Consider the following 18,063-nt stretch of genomic DNA (forward strand, 5'->3'; position numbering starts at 1 on the left):
GGGGAAGGCTTTTTTACAGAGGCGAAACCTGAGATCAGGGCATGGTGGTCAGCTCACGCAGCAGCTCTTCCTGCGCTTTCTGGGCACGCAGCTGCTGCCAGGCCGCCTGATCATTATTCATGCTGGTCTGCAGCGTCTGGCGAGTCAGCTCTTCCAGACTGGCGGCGTCCAGCCCCATCAGCACATAGGTGGTATTGGCCGGGCTGGTGATAATGCGGTACCGCTTGGCCCCATGAAGGTTCTGGGATGTCAGCAGACGCGAAACCGACTGGTTGACAGTGTCTACCGTCTCGGCATCACCGACGCCCGTGGTTTCCGTATAGCGCTGAATACGCTGAGCCACATGCACCTGCATGGAGCGGGCCAGTCGCTCCATGGCAGCAGCCTCGGCCATGGTCTGAGTGAAGTTCACCCCGGCAGCCGATACCGGATGCGATCCCACGGCGGAGACCTCAATGCCCTCCACAGGATAGCCACAAACCCACAAGGGCGCCTGCACGGTCGGAGCATCGGGATAGGTGCACTCCAGCACTTCACCGGCTTTTTTCCCACAGCCTGCCACCACCGCCAGAATCATCAACAGCATTCCTATTTTCGCGACTTTTCCACCCATGGCAGATTCTCCTTTTTCTGTATTTAAGGATACGAAACCTGAATTCGACAACGTAGCATAGCAAACAGGCGCTGCATTGAAAAGTGCCTCCCGGATTCCGCAGGCAGACCTGCAGATGGAAGCGACTCGCAACCGTCAGCGAACCTGGATCTGCTGCCCGGCATAGTCAACCCGCTGCCCGGCCCGAACCTTACAGCGTTTGCGCAGCTCCTGAACGCCATCCACGCTGACAGCTCCCCCGGCGATCTCCGACTTCGCGTGACCGCCGCTTTCACACCATCCCATGATCTTCAGCAGATGGTGCAGTTCAATGTACTCATGGCCTTCCAGCTCAAAGATTTCCATGTTCCCTCCTGTGGGCACATATCCTGATATCATTGCCAAGGCGCTCCACCGAGTGAAGGCGAAGCTGATAGGCTTTATCGGGCGTCGGCACCTTCAGGGATCCGCTCCAGGTCATCCCCTCATCTCCGAAGAGTTTTGGTGCCATGTAAATCACATGCTCATCTTCCAGTGTCTCCTTGATAATAGCCGAGGTCAGCCCCGCGCCACCCTCCACCAGCACCGATGTGATGCCGTACTGTTCGTACAGCGCAGCAAATGCCTGCTGCAGAGGCAGCCCCTGGCTGGCCGGCGGCAGGCCAATCAGCTGGATACCCGCTCCAAGAAGGCGTGTGGCCGTGTCGCTTTCCATCATGGTGGAAGAAGTGACAATGATAACGCGGCGCTCTGCCTCAGAAGGCCGCAGCACGGCGGCGTTGCGCGGTGTACGCAAAAAGGTGTCAAAGATCACCACATCGGGGTGCGGCAACGCTGTTTTGCCCCCATGACGGCAGGTCAGCAGAGGGTCGTCGGCGATGATGGTTCCGATGCCTACGGCGATGGCGTCGTGAATCCCCCGCAGAAAGTGGCCATCCTGACGGGCCTCTTCACCGGTAATCCAGCGGGACTGCCCATTGGCCACCGCCGTTTTTCCGTCGAGGGTGATGGCCGACTTCAGGGTAATATAGGGCATCTGCCGGGTGATATGCTTGTTGAAGTGACGGTTGAGGTAGCGCGCCTCCGGCTCCAGGATGCCGGATTCCACGGCGATGCCGGCCGCCTCGAGAATGGCGCGACTGCGCCCGGCCACGGCGGGATTCGGGTCCTGCGCGGCATAGACCACCTTCTGAATACCAGCGCGGATAATGGCATCGGTGCAGGGAGGTGTGCGCCCCTGCACACAGCAGGGTTCGAGGGTCACATAGAGGGTCGCCCCCCGTGCCTTTTCGCCAGCGTCTTTCAGGGCAACCACCTCGGCGTGAGCCATGCCCGCCTTCGCGTGATACCCCATTCCCACAATGGCGCCTGCAGCATCGACAATCACAGACCCCACCACCGGATTCGGGGAGGTGAACCCCAGCCCCTTGCGGGCGAGATTCAAGGCCATCTGCATAGAGACTTCGTATTGGGCTGAGCGTGTCATGGGTTTCTCCCAAGGCTGGTGATGGGATTTTCACTGCTGGTAAAAAGAAGACTGCGATCAACGCCGCGGACAGGGCTTTTCAACAGTCTGGCCAATATACTCTAGCAGACTCCGCCCTCTGTGGGAAGCGCTTCGCGCATCGCAGTATTTGACCAGCGCCCACAGGTCAGGTAATCTACAAAAACCCTACCCAAGGAGGTCAGCGTGTTCTTCCCCCGCCCACGCAAGATACGCCGCTACAAAGATATCGTGCGTTTTCTCATCAAGCATGCCAACCGCGACTTCATCCGGGGCACTGGCCTTGAGCGCGAGGTCATCGGCAGCCAGAAGCTCAAGGGTGATCCCATTCAGTTTGTGCGCGATCTTGAGCTGCTGGGACCGACCTTCGTCAAACTGGGACAGATATTCTCCACCCGCGCTGACCTCCTGCCAAAACCCTACATTGAAGCCCTCTCCCGACTGCAGGACGAGGTGGAGCCCTTTGCCTGGCAGGATGTGGAAAAAACCATTGTCCAGGAGCTCGGACACCCCATCGCGACGCTCTTTGCCGACTTTGAGTCCACACCCATGGCCGCCGGCTCCCTTGGCCAGGTTCACCGCGCCCATCTGCATACCGGCCAGCAGGTAGCCGTCAAAATTCAGCGCCCGGCTATCCAGTCAATTATTCTGGAAGACCTGGATATCATCCAGGAAATCGCCGGCACGGTGGATCGCCATACGGAGATCGGCCGCAAATACATGTTCGAGGAGATGGTGGACGAATTCCGCAAAACACTGCTGCGGGAACTTGACTACACCCTGGAGCAGCAGAATCTGCTTATCATGGGGAAAATCCTGCAGCCTTACCCTGATATGGGCGTTCCCAGACCCATCGACAGCCACTGCACCTCAAAAGTCCTGACCATGGAATACGTCCGGGGAGTCCCCCTTCAGGACCACCCTGGGCTGCGCAACAACTGTTTCCCCCAGGGCAGGGAGCTGGCGGAACAGCTCTTCAAGTCCTACCTGGACCAGGTGCTGGTGGAAGGGTTCTTCCACGCCGACCCCCATCCAGGCAATATCTTCATCACCGACACGGGAAAGCTGATACTGCTGGACCTGGGCATGGTCTCCCGCATTGCCCCGCGCAGCCAGGAAAACCTGCTGAAGCTGCTGCTGGCACTCAGTGAAGGCGATGGCCATGAAGTGGCCAAAATCTCCCTCAAGATTGCCACCCGCCTGCCAGGGCTGGATGAGAACAAGTTCATCCGCCAGGTCGGCGATATGGTGCTGCTGTACAAGGACGCCACCGTAGCCCAGATGCAGGCCGGACATGTGGTCATGGAGCTGGCTCGCATTGCCACCGCCAACAATATCCGGCCGGCACCGGAGCTGACCACCCTGGGCAAGGCGCTGCTGCACCTGGATGAAATCGGACGCGTGCTTGACCCGGCCTTTAACCCCGCGCAGGCACTGAAAGAGCACAGCGAATCCATCCTGCGCCGTCACCTGCTCAAGAGCTTCTCCAGCGCCAGGGCCTTCTCTTCCCTCCTTGAAGGCCGCGAACTCATGGAAAAGTTTCCCCGCCGTCTCAACGAGTTCACGGAGTCCCTCTCCCGCAATGAAGTCGAGGTCAAGGTGCGCGCCTTTGACGAAAGCCGCCTGATGGGGCACCTGCAAAGCATGACCAACCGCGTAACCATGGGAATCGTCCTGGCGGCGCTTATCCTGGGCGCTGCCATGCTCACCAATGTTCCCAGTGATCACACGGTCTTCGGCTATCCCATCATCGCCATGGTCTTTTTTGTGATTGCTGCGGCCTGGGGATTTGCCCTGGTCATATCCATCTTCCTGCAGGATCGCAAAAGCCGGAAAATGCCACGCTGAGGCGGCCCGCAGCCCCCATCGCCCCGCATTTTCTGTCAACCGCAGGGGATTGGCGCAAATCATACTTTGCACCTTGAACAACCTCCTTCAAGGGCGTATACTTCCTGATTTGATAAATACGCGCTTCGCGTTCCCCGATAGACTTACCATTTAAGGAGAATACACCATGAAAGGCTATATAGTCCTGGCGGACGGAAGATGCTTCACCGGAAAAGGTTTCGGATTCGAAGGAATCAGTGAAGGCGAAGTGGTCTTCAACACCAGCATGACCGGTTACCAGGAAGTACTTACCGACCCGTCCTACGTCGACCAGATCGTCACCATGACCTACCCCATGATGGGCAACTACGGTATCACCGAAGAGGACATGGAATCGGATCGCCCCTATGTACAGGGTTTTGTGGTCAAGGAGTATGTGGATATCCCCTCCAACTTCCGTTCACAGGAGACCCTCAGTCAGTTCCTGAAAAAGCATGGCATCCCGGGAGTGCATGGTATTGACACCCGTGCCCTGGTGCGACATATCCGCGAAAAAGGCGCCCTGCCAGGCATCATCGCCACGGGCGAACACAACATCGACGACCTCAGAAAGCGCGCGGCAGCGGTTGCTCCCATGGAAGGCAAGGATCTGGTAGCCAAGGTCACCTGCCAGAAGCCCTATACCTGGGATCAGGGTATCTGGAAGCTTGGGGAAGGGTTTATTCCCCCATCCAAATCGCCCAACCGTTACCGTCTGGCAGTATACGACTTCGGCATCAAGTACAACATGCTGCGCCTGCTGACCCACTACGGCTTTGACCTCACCGTCCTTCCGGCATTTACCCCCGCCGAGGAAATCCTGCAGGGCAATTACGATGGCGTCTTTCTCTCCAACGGCCCCGGCGACCCCGCCGCCGTGACTTACGCCCACGCCAACATCGCCAGGCTGATCGGCAAGCTGCCCCTCTTTGGCATCTGCCTTGGTCACCAGCTCACCTGCACTGCCCTGGGCGCAAAGACCTTCAAACTGAAATTCGGACACCGCGGTTCCAACCAGCCCGTCAAGGATCTGGCCACCGATAAAATCGAAATCACCTGCCAGAACCACGGTTTCGCGGTCGATCCCACCAATCTTCCACCCAAGGTGCGCGTATCACATCTGAATCTCAACGACAACACCGTCGAGGGGATTACCCACGAGGAGTATCCCCTCTTCACGGTGCAGTACCACCCGGAAGCCAGCGCGGGACCCCACGACAGTGAATATCTGTTCAAACGATTTGCCGACATGATCGAAAACCACCGCAAAACCCGTGCGATTGCCAACTGATAAAGGATTTTCCCATGGGAAACCGCATTGTTCCGGCTGCCTTCTTCGCCCTTCTCTGCGCCGCGACAGCCCTGGCCAACGGCCATGTACGGGAAGTCAGTTTTGTGGAAGCCTACCACCTGGCATTGGAAAACAATAAGGCCATCCTGCTGGAGGAGATTTCTCAGCGCAAAACCCAGCTCAGTGAAATTCAGGCCCGCTCTTACCTGCTGCCCAGGGCCAGCGCCGAGCTGCAATACACCCAGGGTGACCGTGAAGAACGCACCTTTGGAGCCGGCGTGACCCAGCCCCTGTACACCGGCGGCAAAGCCAGCGCAGAACGACGCAAAAGCGAACATCTCCAGGAAGCCGCCGAGTTCAGCGTGCGCTTCACCCGGCAGCAGGTCCTCAAACAGCTGATCGACATCACCGCAGACCTGCGCAAGGCCCAGGAGATGGTCAGGGTCAACCAGGAGAATGTGAAGCGACTTGAGGAGCACGTCAACAAGTCGCGCATCCGCCTGGAAGTCGGCGAAATCGCCCGCACTGCCCTGCTGCAAAGCCAGATGGCCCTCAGCGAAGGTCGGGCAGACTACTTCGAGAGCCTGAGCCACCTTTCCACCCTGAACACCCGCCTCAACAATATCATTGGGAGCACCCACGAAATTCGCATCGTCGGTGAGCTGCACCTGCCGGAGCTCCCTGCCTCCAGCTTTGACGATTGGCTGGTGAAGGCGAACCTCAACCGCAACGACCTCATGGCCGAAGAAGCGCTGCTGGAGTACAGCCACGACGATCTGCGCGCGCGGGTCAGTGCCTACTACCCCCGCCTGGACGCCTTCGTGCGCTACTCCATACCCGACTTCGAGGAGAGCTCCGAATCCATCGTCTACACAGGCCTGAACCTTTCCATCCCCATACTGGAAGGGGGCACCCGCATCGCTTCCTACCGTGAGGCCAAATTTAACATCATTGAAAGCTCCCACCGCATCCTGCAGCGCAAAGAGAACGTGCGGCTGGATGTCAATCAGGAACTCAATACTATCGACGTGCTGAAGTACAAGCTGGAAGAAGCTTCCAGTCGTATGGATTATGCCCGGGAAAATCTGCGCATGACCACCCTGCAGTTTGAGGTCGGCAAATCCACCAACCTGGATGTACTAGATGCCATGCTCAGCCTGAGCAACGCGGAACGCGCCCTGGCCGAAGCCCATTACGACATGATCAAGGCCCAGTACGGCCTGCTCTTCCATGTCGGCACCCTGGACATATCCCTCTTCTCTCCATGAAGATCGGTGTACTCCCCGACACCGTCATCAACCAGATCGCGGCCGGAGAAGTGGTTGAGCGGCCGGTCAACGTCGTCAAGGAGCTGGTGGAAAACGCCCTTGACGCTGACGCCAGGCGGGTGGAAATTGCCATTGAAGGTGGTGGCATCAAGCGCATCCGCATTACCGATGACGGCTGCGGCATGGCCAGACACGACCTCATGCTCTGTGTGGAGCGACACGCCACCAGCAAAATCCGCTCCTTTGACGACCTCACCCAGCTTCACTCCATGGGCTTTCGCGGTGAAGCCCTGCCCAGCATCGCCTCTGTCAGCCGCATGCACATCACCTCCCGCCAGCCAGACGAGCTGACTGGCCACTGCCTGCACATTGAGGGCGGCAGAATGACGGAAGTCCGGGAAGAGGGAGCCAACCCCGGTACACGGGTCGAGATCGCCGACCTTTTCTACAATGTCCCGGCCCGCAAAAAATTTCTACGCACCCCCCAGACCGAGCAGAATCTCATCACATCTCTGGTGCAGTCATTTGCCCTGGCTCACCCCCAGACCGCCTTCAGCTACAGCGTCGATGGCCGCGCGCAGTTCCAGTTTCCACCCGCCACCATCGACGAACGCATCCGACAGGTATTCGGCCGCGAAAACGCCACCGCACTGCGCGAAGGCCGCTCGCAGCAGGACGACGGAACCGGGTTCCACCTGTACCTCTCGCGCCCCGACAACACCCGCAGCCGCCGCGACTCCCTCTACTTCTTTGTCAATCGCCGCCACGTGAAGGATCGCCTGCTGGGAGCCTGGCTGCAGCGAGCGTACCGCCACCTCATACCCCAGGGACGCCATCCCTTCGGCGCCCTCTTTCTGAACATCGATCCCGCCCTGGTGGATGTCAATGTCCACCCCACCAAAACGGAAGTGCGTTTCTTCGATATAGGTGCTCTGGGCCGACTCTTTGAGCAGGCCATCCGCCAGGTTCTCATTGAAGGCGAAACTCCCTTCCACAGCAGCCCGGAACCCCCGGCGCCCGCCGTGCCGCGGGGCTTTCCCAGCACCGGTGGATGGAGCAGCAGCGCCCCCCACCGAAACTTTGGTGGCCAGATCAGCGAACCAGCACCAGCGATACTCCCGCCGTCACACCTACCCGCTCGACACGGGCAACCCGCCTCACCCTACGGCGAGACGCCGCTGTGGGAATCCGCCGCGCCATCAACAGCCGATTTCCAGATCCTCGGACAGTTCCAGGACACCTTCATTGTCGGCATCAAAGACGAGGAGCTGATCCTGGTGGACCAGCACGCCGCCATGGAACGCATCAACTTTGAGGAAATTTCCGACCTCTACGCCGACAATCGGGTGGAACAGCAGCCCCTGCTCTTCCCGCACCCCATCGGACTGACGCCCCAGGAGCAACTGACCCTGAACACCCATATGCCCCAGCTGCAGGCCATGGGCTTCACCATTGATATCATCGATGACACTGCCTGCCTGGTGGAAGCACCCCTCGACCTCCCCCCCCAGCAGGCCATGGACACCATCCGGGAAATCTGCAGCAGGGCAGGCGAAGAGAAAGACGATCAGCCGGAATCAGCCCAGGAATCCTTCCGGCAGCTGGTCATGAAGACCATGGCCTGCCACCGCAGCGTCAAAGCCAACAAGACCCTCAACCACCAGCAGATGGAAGAACTGCTGCAGCGACTTTTTCAGTGCCGCCAACCCTACACCTGCCCCCATGGCAGACCTACCCTGATATCCTACAGCAGAGAGCAATTGTGGAAACAGTTCCTCAGATAATCGTCATCGCTGGCCCCACCGCCGTCGGCAAAACCCAGGTGGCAACGGAAGTCTGCCGGCGCGTTGGTGGAGCCATCGTGGGCTGTGACAGTCGTCAGGTCTTCCGCCACCTCTCCATCGGAACCGCAAAACCCGATGCCACCGAACTTGACGGCACTGCTCACCACATGCTGGACGTGGCAGGCCCCGGCGAGACCTATCACGCCCACCGTTACGCCCGCGAAGCCGCCCAGATCATCAATCAGCTCCTGCACAATGGTGTGGTTCCGGTACTCACGGTGGGAACCGGCCTGTTCTATGAAGCGCTGCAGTTTGAACTGATCTCCACCCCCACCATTGATCCCGTCTGCCGCAACCAGGCCACCGAAGCGGTATCCCATGATCGCAACGCCATTCACGCCCTGGCCTGTACTCAGGACCCCGAGTACGCTCCCAAGCTCAAGGCCGGCGATACTCAGCGCCTGATACGCTGGTACGAAATCTACCTGCAGACGGGTCGCCCCATGAGCACCTTTTTCCGCGACATCACCCGGCAGCAGCCCCGCTACCCGGCCCTGAACTTTGTGCTGACCCGCGAACGCCGGGAGCTGTATGGACGCATCAATCAGCGGGTAGACACCATGCTGGAGCAAGGCTTGATCGAAGAGATCCGCGAAGCCATCAACCGCGGCTACGACTTCAGGCAGATTCCCGTAGTTGGCTATACGGAGCTGCTGCCCTGCCTGGATGGTGAAGCCAGTCTGGAAAGCTGCATCGCAGAAGTGAAAAAAAACAGCCGCCGCTACGCCAAGCGCCAGCTGACCTGGTTTCGCAACCGACTGCAGATGCGGGAAATCCACCTGAGCACCACTGGCATTGAACAGGGTATTGAAATGATCGTCACCGCCTGGCAGACTTCCCGTGACACTTCCACATAACATACAGCGGTAGTCCCGAACACCAGGCCTTTTTTGTCCATGCACCACCTCACCCAAGGAGATCCCATGTTCGTACAGCCCATGCCCATTGAAAATCAGCGCGACAAGGACCTCAAGGTCACCCCTCTCTCCACCTATCCCCATGCCGCCGGCCTGCACTCCGCCACCCTGGCCGTGGATGAATATGAAGAAGCAGCCAAATCCGTTCCCATTGTCTTCACGAAAGATCCCGCCAGCGGCACCATGACATCCCTGTGCCTGCTGGGCATTCAGCAGAGCCGCAACCTGTGTGTGGACGGTGAAGGAAACTGGCGCACCGGCATGTATATTCCCGCCTATGTGCGCTGTTACCCCTTTCTCTTCATGCAAAGCGGTGAGCAGGTGGTACCCGCCATTGACCACGCCTCGAGGGCTGTCAGCCGGGAGCATGGCCACCCGCTCTTCCTTGAAAACGGCGAAGCCAGCGATTTTCTGAAAGCGGTGCTGGGCATGCTCAAGGAGTACCACGAAGCCCAGAAGCGAACCCGACGCTTCATGAACCACATGGAAAGCCTCGATCTGTTTGAAGAGATGCACGCCGACCTGAAAGTGGGCAACGAGACCTGCCGACTGTCCGGATTCAGCCGCATCAGTGAAGAAAAAATCGCCCGGCTACCCCAGGACGCCCAGGCCAACCTCATGGCCACCGGCCTCTTCCGCATGATCGCCGCTCACCTGAGCTCACTGCATAACCTGGAAACCTTCGCTCGCATACAGCAGTCACAGGCATAGCAGATTGCTGAGAAACCTCATGTGCTGCTGACAGAAAGAGTATGGAAAACCGCGTCCCGCACAGCGAGAGCGAGCCAGGATGGCGAGCGCGGTCTGGGAGCTATGCGGAAAGCGGTTTCTGCCTGTGTACAACATACGCCAAAAGCCGGATCTGAATTATCAGATCCGGCTTTTTTACGCTTGCCACAGCTTGAGGACTTTTCAGCAGCCTGCACTCAGAACCGATAGTGTGCCGCCACACTGAACACGGTCTTGTCATAGTGCTGCAGGGGATGGTTGGAGTCGTTGTCGGTGTACTGCAGACGAATCTCCCCCAGGAGCCCCGGACGCAGTTCACGCTGCGCAGAAGCATAGAGGGCTATCTGGGTGTCGTCGCGCTTCACCAGGGTGCCAAGACTGTCCACGGGAACTCTTCCTTCGCTCCCATAAACCACTTCACGGTAGTGGGCACCCATGAGCCCTCGCCCCGACCACAGATCCACCCGCCGCTCATGCTCCAGGCGCACTTCCCACAGGCGCGATGAATATTCCTTTTCTTCGGCGTCATCAAAGGCCAGTCGCAGGCTGCCACTGATGCTGTCGCCACCTTCGTGGTACTGCCAGCGCAGGGTCTCCTGCAGACTCAGATAGTCGCTGTCGCGTTCATTGTTCCGCTGATCCCGGCGCTCCACGACCAGGGCCGTAAGAGAACGCAGCTCAGGCGCTATGCTGTAGACGTAGGTGGGCTCGAGGCCCACTATGGTGGAAAGCTTTTCCGAGCCAAGTCGAATATCTTCGTACTTCAGAAGCACCTGGGTCATGGAACGCGCTCCCGTCGTCCAGAAGCCACCAAACAGGCGCGCGTAGCCAAGATCGCTGTCATCCTCGTCCAGATGTCCCCGATGGTAGTACTGGGCGCCACCGGTGACATACCAGGGCGCAACCGTTGCCAGCCGGTGATCGTACACCACGCCGGCCATCGCGAAAACACCCTGGTCGCTGCGGGACTTCAGAGAGGAAAAATCCAGAATCTGATCCAGATCACTGCCCAGGGAAGAACTCAGGCCGAAGTTCACGTTGGAATCATGGAAGAGCCCTGCGGAAAGGCTGCCGCTGAGTCGCCCCGGCTGCTGCTTGCGGGAAACCTGTTCCAGCAGGTGTTCCACATTGCGCCGCACCGCCGGTGGTGGATCGTGACGCAGCACTTCCTCGAAGTGTCGCTGGGCATTCTCCGGTTGATTCAGCGCCAGATAGGTGCGCCCCGTCTCCAGGCGCACCCGATGGGCCAGGGGATTGCGTCCCAGCAGACGTTCATAGGCAAAAAGCGCATGGGCGTAACGCCCGGTGGCATAGGCTGCCCGGCCATAGTAGAAATTGACATCGTGGTTCAGGGGATACTGGTGCATCAAGGCCGATGCCTGCTGCCAGGCTTTTTCCGCCTGATTCTCCTGCAGCAGTTGACGAATCTCCTCCATTGAGCGGGCAGGCTCCTGCTGCGAGACAGGCTGCGCCATGGCCACTGAGGCAAAGATACCCAGGGCACATACCAGAGACCTTCCCAACAACAGCAGCGATGGCAGAGCAGTGATCCGACGCATCATGGACGCACCCCTTCAAAGGTACCCGTTGCCCGGGCGTCAGTGGAGCTGTTCCCGGAGCGCAGCTCCCAGATTCCACCGGTACCCGCTCCGCCTGGGCCAAAGATGCCGCCCTTGAGAAAGCCATCGTTCACGTCCACATGGGGCAAACGCACGGTTTCGAACTGATGGATACTCAGCTGGTACTGACCGTTCACCAGTTCGCCCTGCCCGCCGCTCAGTTCAATGCTGGAACCGTCCACTCCCGTGAACTCCACCCGGAAGTTGCTCAGGCTGCTGTTGCCGAAATTCACCACTCCCGAAAAACTTCCCGTGGCAAGCTCAGCGTACCCCGTCTCCCCAAGGGCGCGGTAGATGCCCTCGGCAGTTCCCGAATAGGTGGCCGTGATATTCTCATCGCGCATGCGGTTGACCTCTTCCGTGGAGATCAGGCTGCCGCGCACATCATAGACGCGATTCGCCAGGGACGAAGGCTCCTCTGCCCAGTAACCCCATTCCATGAAAGCGGTCTCTCCATAGGTGTAGTGGCTGTGGGGATTCCAGGGAGAACCCTCCGGATCCGCCACGGCAATGGCATGGTCATAGGCAAGGCCACTGCCTCCGGGATGCAAAGTAAGAGCAGGCTCTGGTTCTGGCTCTGGCTCTGGCTCTGGTTCTGGCTCTGGTTGCGGCTCTGGTTCTGGTTGAGGCTCTGGTTCTGGTTGAGGGTCACTGGGAGCACTCTGGGCAGATTGAATATCTTCGGCCTGCTGCTCCATGGAAGCCTGCTCCTTCAGGAGCAGGCTTCCATGACCATCGGAGCCATCACCCTCGGCCCCATCGTCACTTTCATCCCCAGGCCAGGAGCCCTCTTCTGTGGCTTCATCTTCCCCGGCAGCACCTCCATTGTCGGCATCGCCAAAACCCACGCTGCCAAGATCCATGGCAGCTGCCAGCAGACCGGGGCTCATGGGGCCATAGGTGAAGGCGCTGGGCGTTGCCACCACAGAGTTGCCAGGCGTGACCTGTTGGATCTGCCCATGGCTCATATGCTGAATACGTCCGCTCATGGTACCGATTTCCTGATGGGTGCCATCGGGATTGATCATACCCACGATATCTGTTCCCCGAATGCCGATAACGGCCAGGGGTGACTGAATTTCAAAGTTTTCAGGATTCTGCTCGGCAATGCGTCCGGTGACCGTGCGGAACGTGCCCCGCTGCATGCGCTGCACCAGTCCCGAATTGGCGGCACGGTCCGGATCATACACATAGCGGTCGATGACCATGCTGCTTTGGGAGCCAAGGCTCAGGATGGAATCATCGTTGAAGAGGATCTGCAGCTTACTGTTGTCACCCGTCAGCAGCTCTTCTCCGGCATGGACCTTCGCCTGAAGGCGCAGCCCGCGCCGCGTGCCATCGGTGGCAGCCCAGGCCTGCCCCTCCAGGCCTATCACCGTACCCACGGGCGCGGGAGCAGTGGCAAGAGCCGGTAAGGGCAAAAGAATCAGCAGGAAGATCAGACAGAACAGATATCTCATGAGAATCTCCCGCTCAACAGTACCGCATCAACCCGTTGATCGCGCCGCCACCGATAGCCAAGCGTCAGCAGGCCGAAGAGCAGAACCATCAGACTCTGCTGCCAGTACACCAGGCCGTAGGCCAGGGCCACCACCGGGGAGAGCAGCAGGCGGGTCGCCAGCATCATCCCGGCACTGCCGTCAATAGCGCGCGCCACGGGTGGAGAGAGCCGGTAGTACTCCTGCACCAGCCAGCGACCGGCAGGGTGGGTCAGCAGAAAGCGATCCCGCATCTGACGCAGAATCTGCACATCAAAATGGTGGGCCGAACCGTAAGCGGCGGTGGCGATAAAGCACTGGCTCTGACTGCTCTGCCCGTCGCCATCAACCACCAGAGCCCTGCCACTGCTGCCCGCACCCTCCGTGTCCGTCAGCACCACGGTCACCCCCGTCAGGCGCAGCATGTCTACCGAAGCGCCGGAGAGCTCGCTGAGGGGGTTGTTAAAGAGGTTCAGCCACTGCAGCGGTGGAGCCAGAGGTACCAGGGCGCTGGCATCGCTGATCTGGTTGCTGTCCAGGTGCAGGATGCTCAGGGTGGAAAGCGCGGCCAGGCCGTCAATATCCGTCAGCTGATTATTGCCGAGATTCAGGGTTTCCAGGGAGCTCAGGCCACTGAGATCTGCTGGCAGACTCACGATCTGGTTCCCCCACAGATCCAGCACGCGCAGGTGACTCAACCCCACCAGGGGCGCCATGTCCGCAATGTCATTTTCGCTGGCATAGAGTTCCTGAAGATTGGTCAGTGTGCTCAAGGGGCTCAGGTCGTCAATGGCATTTCCGCTGATCTGCAGCACTTCCAGACCGCCACGGCCAGAGACGGGAGCAAGATCACTGATCTGATTATTCCCGAGGTAGAGCACCCGCAGCAGAGGCAGGCCCGTCAGAAAGTCCAGGTCTTCCAGATTGTTGCCGTCCAGGTAGAGTTCCTCCAGCCCCGAAGGCAATGAAGTGACGTCGGCAATCTCCCCGTGGCTGGCATAGAGGTTCTTCAGGTGCGTCATGCCGCCAATATCCAGAGCCGTCAGCCCGGTACCCCACACCGCCAGGGTCTCCAGGCCCGGCAGGGCTGCCAGGGCACTGAGATCGTCGACACTGCTGCCGCCAAGGCTCAACCACTGCAGCTGATTCAGATACGTGAGTGGCTGCAGATCGCTGACATTCAGATTCCCGCGCAGATTCAGCTCCTGCAGGTTGACAAAGTGCTGCAGCCCGTTCAGATCACTGATCTCAACGCCAGTGAGGCTGAGGGTTCTGGTACTCAGCACATCGGCCATGGTGATATCGCTCTTGCCCAGGGCGCCACGCAGGGAGTTCAGCAGCGCAGTGTCCACACCCGAAGTGGGCAAGGGGTCGGAGAAAGCCGGAGTGGCGTAGAGGCGCAGGAAAGAATTACCTTCGCGACTCAGGGACATAAACACCATCTGACGGTTCGCGTTGGCTACCACAGACAGGCCATCGACATCGACATACGATGTCGATGGAGTATAGGCCTGCCCCCCCAGCTTCAGCAACTGGCCCTGGTCGTAGGCATAAACGGAGAGCAGGGCGTATTCGCGCTTCTGCGAATCACCATCATCATCAAAAAAGAACTCCTCCTGAGAGTGCATAGTGAAGAGACGATCGCCTGCAAGATCCAGAGACACCGAAGACGCTCCAGCAGACAATTCCAGTGTGTCCCGAGCAATAATAGCGTCAGGATCACCCGTGTCGTAGAGGCGGACATAATAAGTGCTGCCCTCCATGCCATCGTAGATATCGTACATCACCACCAGCCAGCTGCTCCCGCCAAAGCGGACGGTAACCTGATTGTGGCTTCCCAGCTCTTCCGTGACCAGGAGATCCGGCTCAGCGGGATTGGAAACATCGTAGAGGAAAAAACGATTCCCCAGGCTGCCAATGGCAAGCAGGCTGCCATCAGCGGAAAAGCTCAGGGAATGGAGGTATTCGCCGGGGAATATGATGGTGCTGACCGGAGTAATCTGTGGACCAGAGCCCACCTCCAGCAGTTGAACCCTGCTGTCACTCCCCTGGCGGGTGATTACCGCCAGCAGATTGCCGGACAGCGCCAGGGTGCCGTCATTAAACCCACTGGAATCCAGTAACCACTCGTATGGCAGAACAGTTGGATCAGCGGCATCGAAGAGAAGGAGACGCACCTCTTCTTCAGAGGTACCGTAATTGGTATACCTGACGCTGGCCAGCAGCAGATCATCCACGAGTTCCAGGGAGCGCAGGGAAAAGGACTCGTACTCACAGGAAGGATCTGCGCAGTCAAAGGTGTACACAGGTTCCAATGCACCGGGTTCAGCAACATCCTCCAGGTCCATGCGACCTATGCTCAGTGTGGTGACTTCCGTTATTTCGTCAACCTCGTATTGCCCCATAAAGAGCGTCGTGTTCCAAAGGGCGACGGGAGTGTGACCGTCAAATTCTGACCGAAAGGTGTGGACCCCGTACTCCCGGATGTCAGGCAGGGGAGGCACCACCATGAAGACGCCGGCACTCATGGCCCAGTTGTCTTCGGAATCATAGAGGAGGAGTTTCTGGGCCAACCCTTCCTGGTAATAATACGGAATTGGGGTGAAGCGATAGGAGCCGGTATTCGGGGGCTGGGGGTAAACCAGCTCACCAATCGAGAATCCCTCCAGGATCTGGAGAGCGTCTTCTCCACCTGGATTTCCGGGATCATAGCCATGGGACGGATGGTCTTCCAGGTCGCGCAGGAGCTGATCTTCCCCCTGGCCCCAGTATGCATCGGCAATCATATAGATCCAGATGTTCTCACCGGTCAGCCGGCTGGTGTCCCAGGTGATCTCGTAGGTGCTGCCCCACTGCAGCCGGCTCTCAGGGGTGGGGAATCCCACGGCCCCCGGATGGTACGTTTCGAGCCCTCCCAGGTTAAAGGCCGCCAGGGCTGTCTGGGCGTTCAACGTCAAAAAAAGGAAAAGCAGCAGCGCTTTTCCGGCAACAAATTCCCTGTACCTGTTCGGCATGGCATACCCCCGCGATAGCGTCATAAGCTGCAGACAATGAAGGACATTGAAATCATTGTATGCCCCAGGATGAATTATCACAAGGGGTTTTGTCACAAAATGCCATTTTAATGTCAGGTAAAGTCGTTACGGCAAAACGGGGATCAAGCGCAGCACCTGTCCGGGATTGTGGTCGGTCAGCACCCAGATGCTTCCATCGGGAGCCTGGCGAATATCGCGAATGCGGCTCTGCCCTTCAAAAAACTGCTCCACCTCTTGCACCTGCCACTGGCCCATCTCGTCCTGACTGGTCTCCAGACGAGAAATCAGCTGGCCGCGCAGGGCACCGATAAAGAGCTGATTCTGCCAGTGGGGAAACATGTCGCCAGCGTAGAAGAGCATGCCCGAAGGAGCGATGGAAGGCGTCCAGTGCCACAGGGGCGACTCCATACCGGGGAGCTCAGTGTGGGGGGTAATGGTGGAGCCATCGTAGTCGATGCCGTGGGTGGCCTTGGGCCAGCCGTAGTTGGCGCCAGCGATGAGGCGATTCACCTCATCGCCGCCCCTGGGGCCGTGCTCCTGCATCCAGATTTCGCCACTGAGCGGATGCATGGCCATGCCCTGGGCGTTGCGGGTTCCCGTGGCATAAATCTCCGGTTTCATATCAGCTTCATCTGCAAAGGGATTGTCGGCGGGGATGCGGCCATCGTCGTGGAGGCGGATGATACTGCCAGCGTGATCACTGAAGTCCTGGGCCCGCTCCATCTGGCCACGATCGCCAATGCTGAGGTAGACATAGCCTGCGGCATCAAAGACAATGCGCCCACCAAAGTGACGTCCGCCACTGCTGCGGGGAAAAGCGGTGAAGAGCACCTGCACTTCCGTCAGGCGACCATCCAGATAGCGGCCCCGTGCCATATTGGTGGTGAAGCCCGCCGAGGTACGATCCACATAGCTGAAATAGAGCCAGCGATTTTCGGCAAAGTCGGGGTGCAGGGCCAGATCCAGCAACCCACCCTGTCCGTTGGGGTCGATGCGGGGCAGACCACGCACCGGAATGGATTCCAGCCTGCCATCGCGGATAAGGCGCAGGCGTCCGGGACGTTCACTCACCAGCACTTCCCCATCGGGCAGAAAGACAATGGACCAGGGATGACTGAGACCGCCCACCACCTCCTCCACATGGAAGTGGTGAAGTTCGGAAGCATGGGATGATGAAGCTGCAAGGCCCTTCGTCGCTCCAAAAGCGAAAAAGACCAACAGTGAACCGAGAAATCGTATCATGAAGCCTCCCGAAATTATTCGCGTCCTTTTCGCACCACCTTACCACGGGACCGTGTAACAGAAAAGCCCCAGTGAGCGCCAAAACAGAATCGCGAATAATCGGGTCGAAGCGTTACAAACGCTCCAGTCGGCGCATATGCCAGGGAGAGAAGTAGCGCACATCACCCGGCGCGTGGGCAATCACCGAAGAGACAATGAGAATGCCCGCCAGGAAATAAAAGGGCTCCGGGTACCAGGGGTGCAGGAACGCCAGCAGCGCCATCTTCACCATGACCACATACCAGCGCAGCTGCAGGAAATAGACACCATTGCTCCAGCCATCCAGGGCAATCATGGCGAAACCGGTCAGGATAAACATCTGATGCCACAGATACCAGGCCGACTGGGGAATGCCGAAGAGATAGGCCCCCACCACCACGGCCACCGCCCAGATGTGCAGGCTGCGCAGGGCGATTTTCACCCAGCGTTTGCCGGGAAAGGTGCGATCTGTCGTGGGGAAGAGAAGCGGTTTGAGCTGCATATGCAATCCTTTTTCAGTAATCATTCTCTACTGAGATCTGATGTACCACTCTTGGGGGTATCAGGCAATAAAAAACCCCCGGCTGGGCCGGGGGTGAAGCGTCTCTCCAAACGGTACCAGTCAGGCAGTGTTAAAGATGGATGCTTTAACGGCTTGCT

14 protein-coding genes are annotated in these 18,063 nt (G+C 58.8%); 6 read left to right on the forward strand and 8 right to left on the reverse strand.

Translation table 11 applies throughout. The features are described from left to right. Positions 1-34: 34 nt before the first annotated feature. The 3 genes from SELIN_RS10515 to ribD form a co-directional block, all read right to left on the reverse strand. Positions 35-613 (reverse strand): hypothetical protein, encoded by a 579-nt coding sequence (locus SELIN_RS10515; RefSeq protein ID WP_013506647.1) that lies wholly within the window; start codon positions 611-613, stop codon positions 35-37. Between the two features lie 135 nt (positions 614-748). Beyond that, entirely contained in the window at positions 749-958 is a 210-nt protein-coding gene (locus tag SELIN_RS10520) for an RNA-binding S4 domain-containing protein (RefSeq protein ID WP_013506648.1), read from the reverse strand. Continuing rightward, the gene (gene ribD, locus SELIN_RS10525; protein ID WP_013506649.1) at positions 945-2,078 is read right to left on the reverse strand and encodes a bifunctional diaminohydroxyphosphoribosylaminopyrimidine deaminase/5-amino-6-(5-phosphoribosylamino)uracil reductase RibD; all 1,134 of its coding nucleotides are present in this window, start codon (positions 2,076-2,078) and stop codon (positions 945-947) included. The genes SELIN_RS10520 and ribD overlap by 14 nt, the downstream gene beginning before the upstream one ends. Positions 2,079-2,282: 204 nt before the next feature. Between ribD and SELIN_RS10530 the strand changes: the two genes are divergently transcribed. From SELIN_RS10530 to SELIN_RS10555, 6 genes are all read left to right on the forward strand, one after another. After that, a complete protein-coding gene (locus tag SELIN_RS10530; RefSeq protein WP_013506650.1) occupies positions 2,283-3,944 on the forward strand; it encodes an ABC1 kinase family protein in 1,662 nt (553 codons plus the stop codon). Between the two features lie 166 nt (positions 3,945-4,110). Beyond that, complete coding sequence (gene carA / locus SELIN_RS10535; protein ID WP_013506651.1) at positions 4,111-5,253, forward strand: glutamine-hydrolyzing carbamoyl-phosphate synthase small subunit; 1,143 nt, start codon at positions 4,111-4,113, stop codon at positions 5,251-5,253. A gap of 14 nt (positions 5,254-5,267) precedes the next feature. Next, the gene (locus SELIN_RS10540) at positions 5,268-6,521 is read left to right on the forward strand and encodes a TolC family protein (protein WP_013506652.1); all 1,254 of its coding nucleotides are present in this window, start codon (positions 5,268-5,270) and stop codon (positions 6,519-6,521) included. Then, positions 6,518-8,305 carry a DNA mismatch repair endonuclease MutL gene (gene mutL, locus SELIN_RS10545; protein ID WP_013506653.1) on the forward strand — a complete coding sequence of 596 codons (1,788 nt, stop codon included), beginning with the start codon at positions 6,518-6,520 and terminating at the stop codon, positions 8,303-8,305. The genes SELIN_RS10540 and mutL overlap by 4 nt, the downstream gene beginning before the upstream one ends. After that, the gene (gene miaA / locus SELIN_RS10550) at positions 8,284-9,222 is read left to right on the forward strand and encodes a tRNA (adenosine(37)-N6)-dimethylallyltransferase MiaA (protein ID WP_013506654.1); all 939 of its coding nucleotides are present in this window, start codon (positions 8,284-8,286) and stop codon (positions 9,220-9,222) included. The genes mutL and miaA overlap by 22 nt, the downstream gene beginning before the upstream one ends. Positions 9,223-9,288: 66 nt before the next feature. Next, positions 9,289-9,993 carry a SapC family protein gene (locus SELIN_RS10555; protein WP_013506655.1) on the forward strand — a complete coding sequence of 235 codons (705 nt, stop codon included), beginning with the start codon at positions 9,289-9,291 and terminating at the stop codon, positions 9,991-9,993. Between the two features lie 215 nt (positions 9,994-10,208). Here the strand turns inward: SELIN_RS10555 and SELIN_RS10560 are convergent, their stop codons facing one another. The 5 genes from SELIN_RS10560 to SELIN_RS10580 all read right to left on the reverse strand — a co-directional run bounded on the left by SELIN_RS10560 (position 10,209) and on the right by SELIN_RS10580 (position 17,905). Beyond that, positions 10,209-11,573, reverse strand: coding sequence for a surface lipoprotein assembly modifier (locus SELIN_RS10560; RefSeq protein WP_013506656.1), 1,365 nt, complete (start codon positions 11,571-11,573; stop codon positions 10,209-10,211). Continuing rightward, on the reverse strand, positions 11,570-13,090 hold the full coding sequence (locus SELIN_RS10565; RefSeq protein ID WP_013506657.1) for a FecR family protein: 1,521 nt from the start codon (positions 13,088-13,090) through the stop codon (positions 11,570-11,572). Before SELIN_RS10565 ends, SELIN_RS10560 begins: the two co-directional genes overlap by 4 nt. Next, the gene (locus SELIN_RS10570; protein WP_013506658.1) at positions 13,087-16,122 is read right to left on the reverse strand and encodes a leucine-rich repeat domain-containing protein; all 3,036 of its coding nucleotides are present in this window, start codon (positions 16,120-16,122) and stop codon (positions 13,087-13,089) included. The genes SELIN_RS10565 and SELIN_RS10570 overlap by 4 nt, the downstream gene beginning before the upstream one ends. A 126-nt stretch (positions 16,123-16,248) precedes the next feature. Next, positions 16,249-17,385: a PQQ-dependent sugar dehydrogenase gene (locus tag SELIN_RS10575; RefSeq protein ID WP_013506659.1), complete on the reverse strand. Its 1,137-nt coding sequence runs from the start codon at positions 17,383-17,385 to the stop codon at positions 16,249-16,251. A 112-nt stretch (positions 17,386-17,497) separates the two neighbouring features. Next, entirely contained in the window at positions 17,498-17,905 is a 408-nt protein-coding gene (locus SELIN_RS10580; RefSeq protein ID WP_013506660.1) for a hypothetical protein, read from the reverse strand. Positions 17,906-18,063: the final 158 nt, after the last annotated feature.

This window comes from Desulfurispirillum indicum S5, assembly GCF_000177635.2.
GTDB classification, from domain to species: Bacteria; Chrysiogenota; Chrysiogenetes; order Chrysiogenales; family Chrysiogenaceae; genus Desulfurispirillum; species Desulfurispirillum indicum.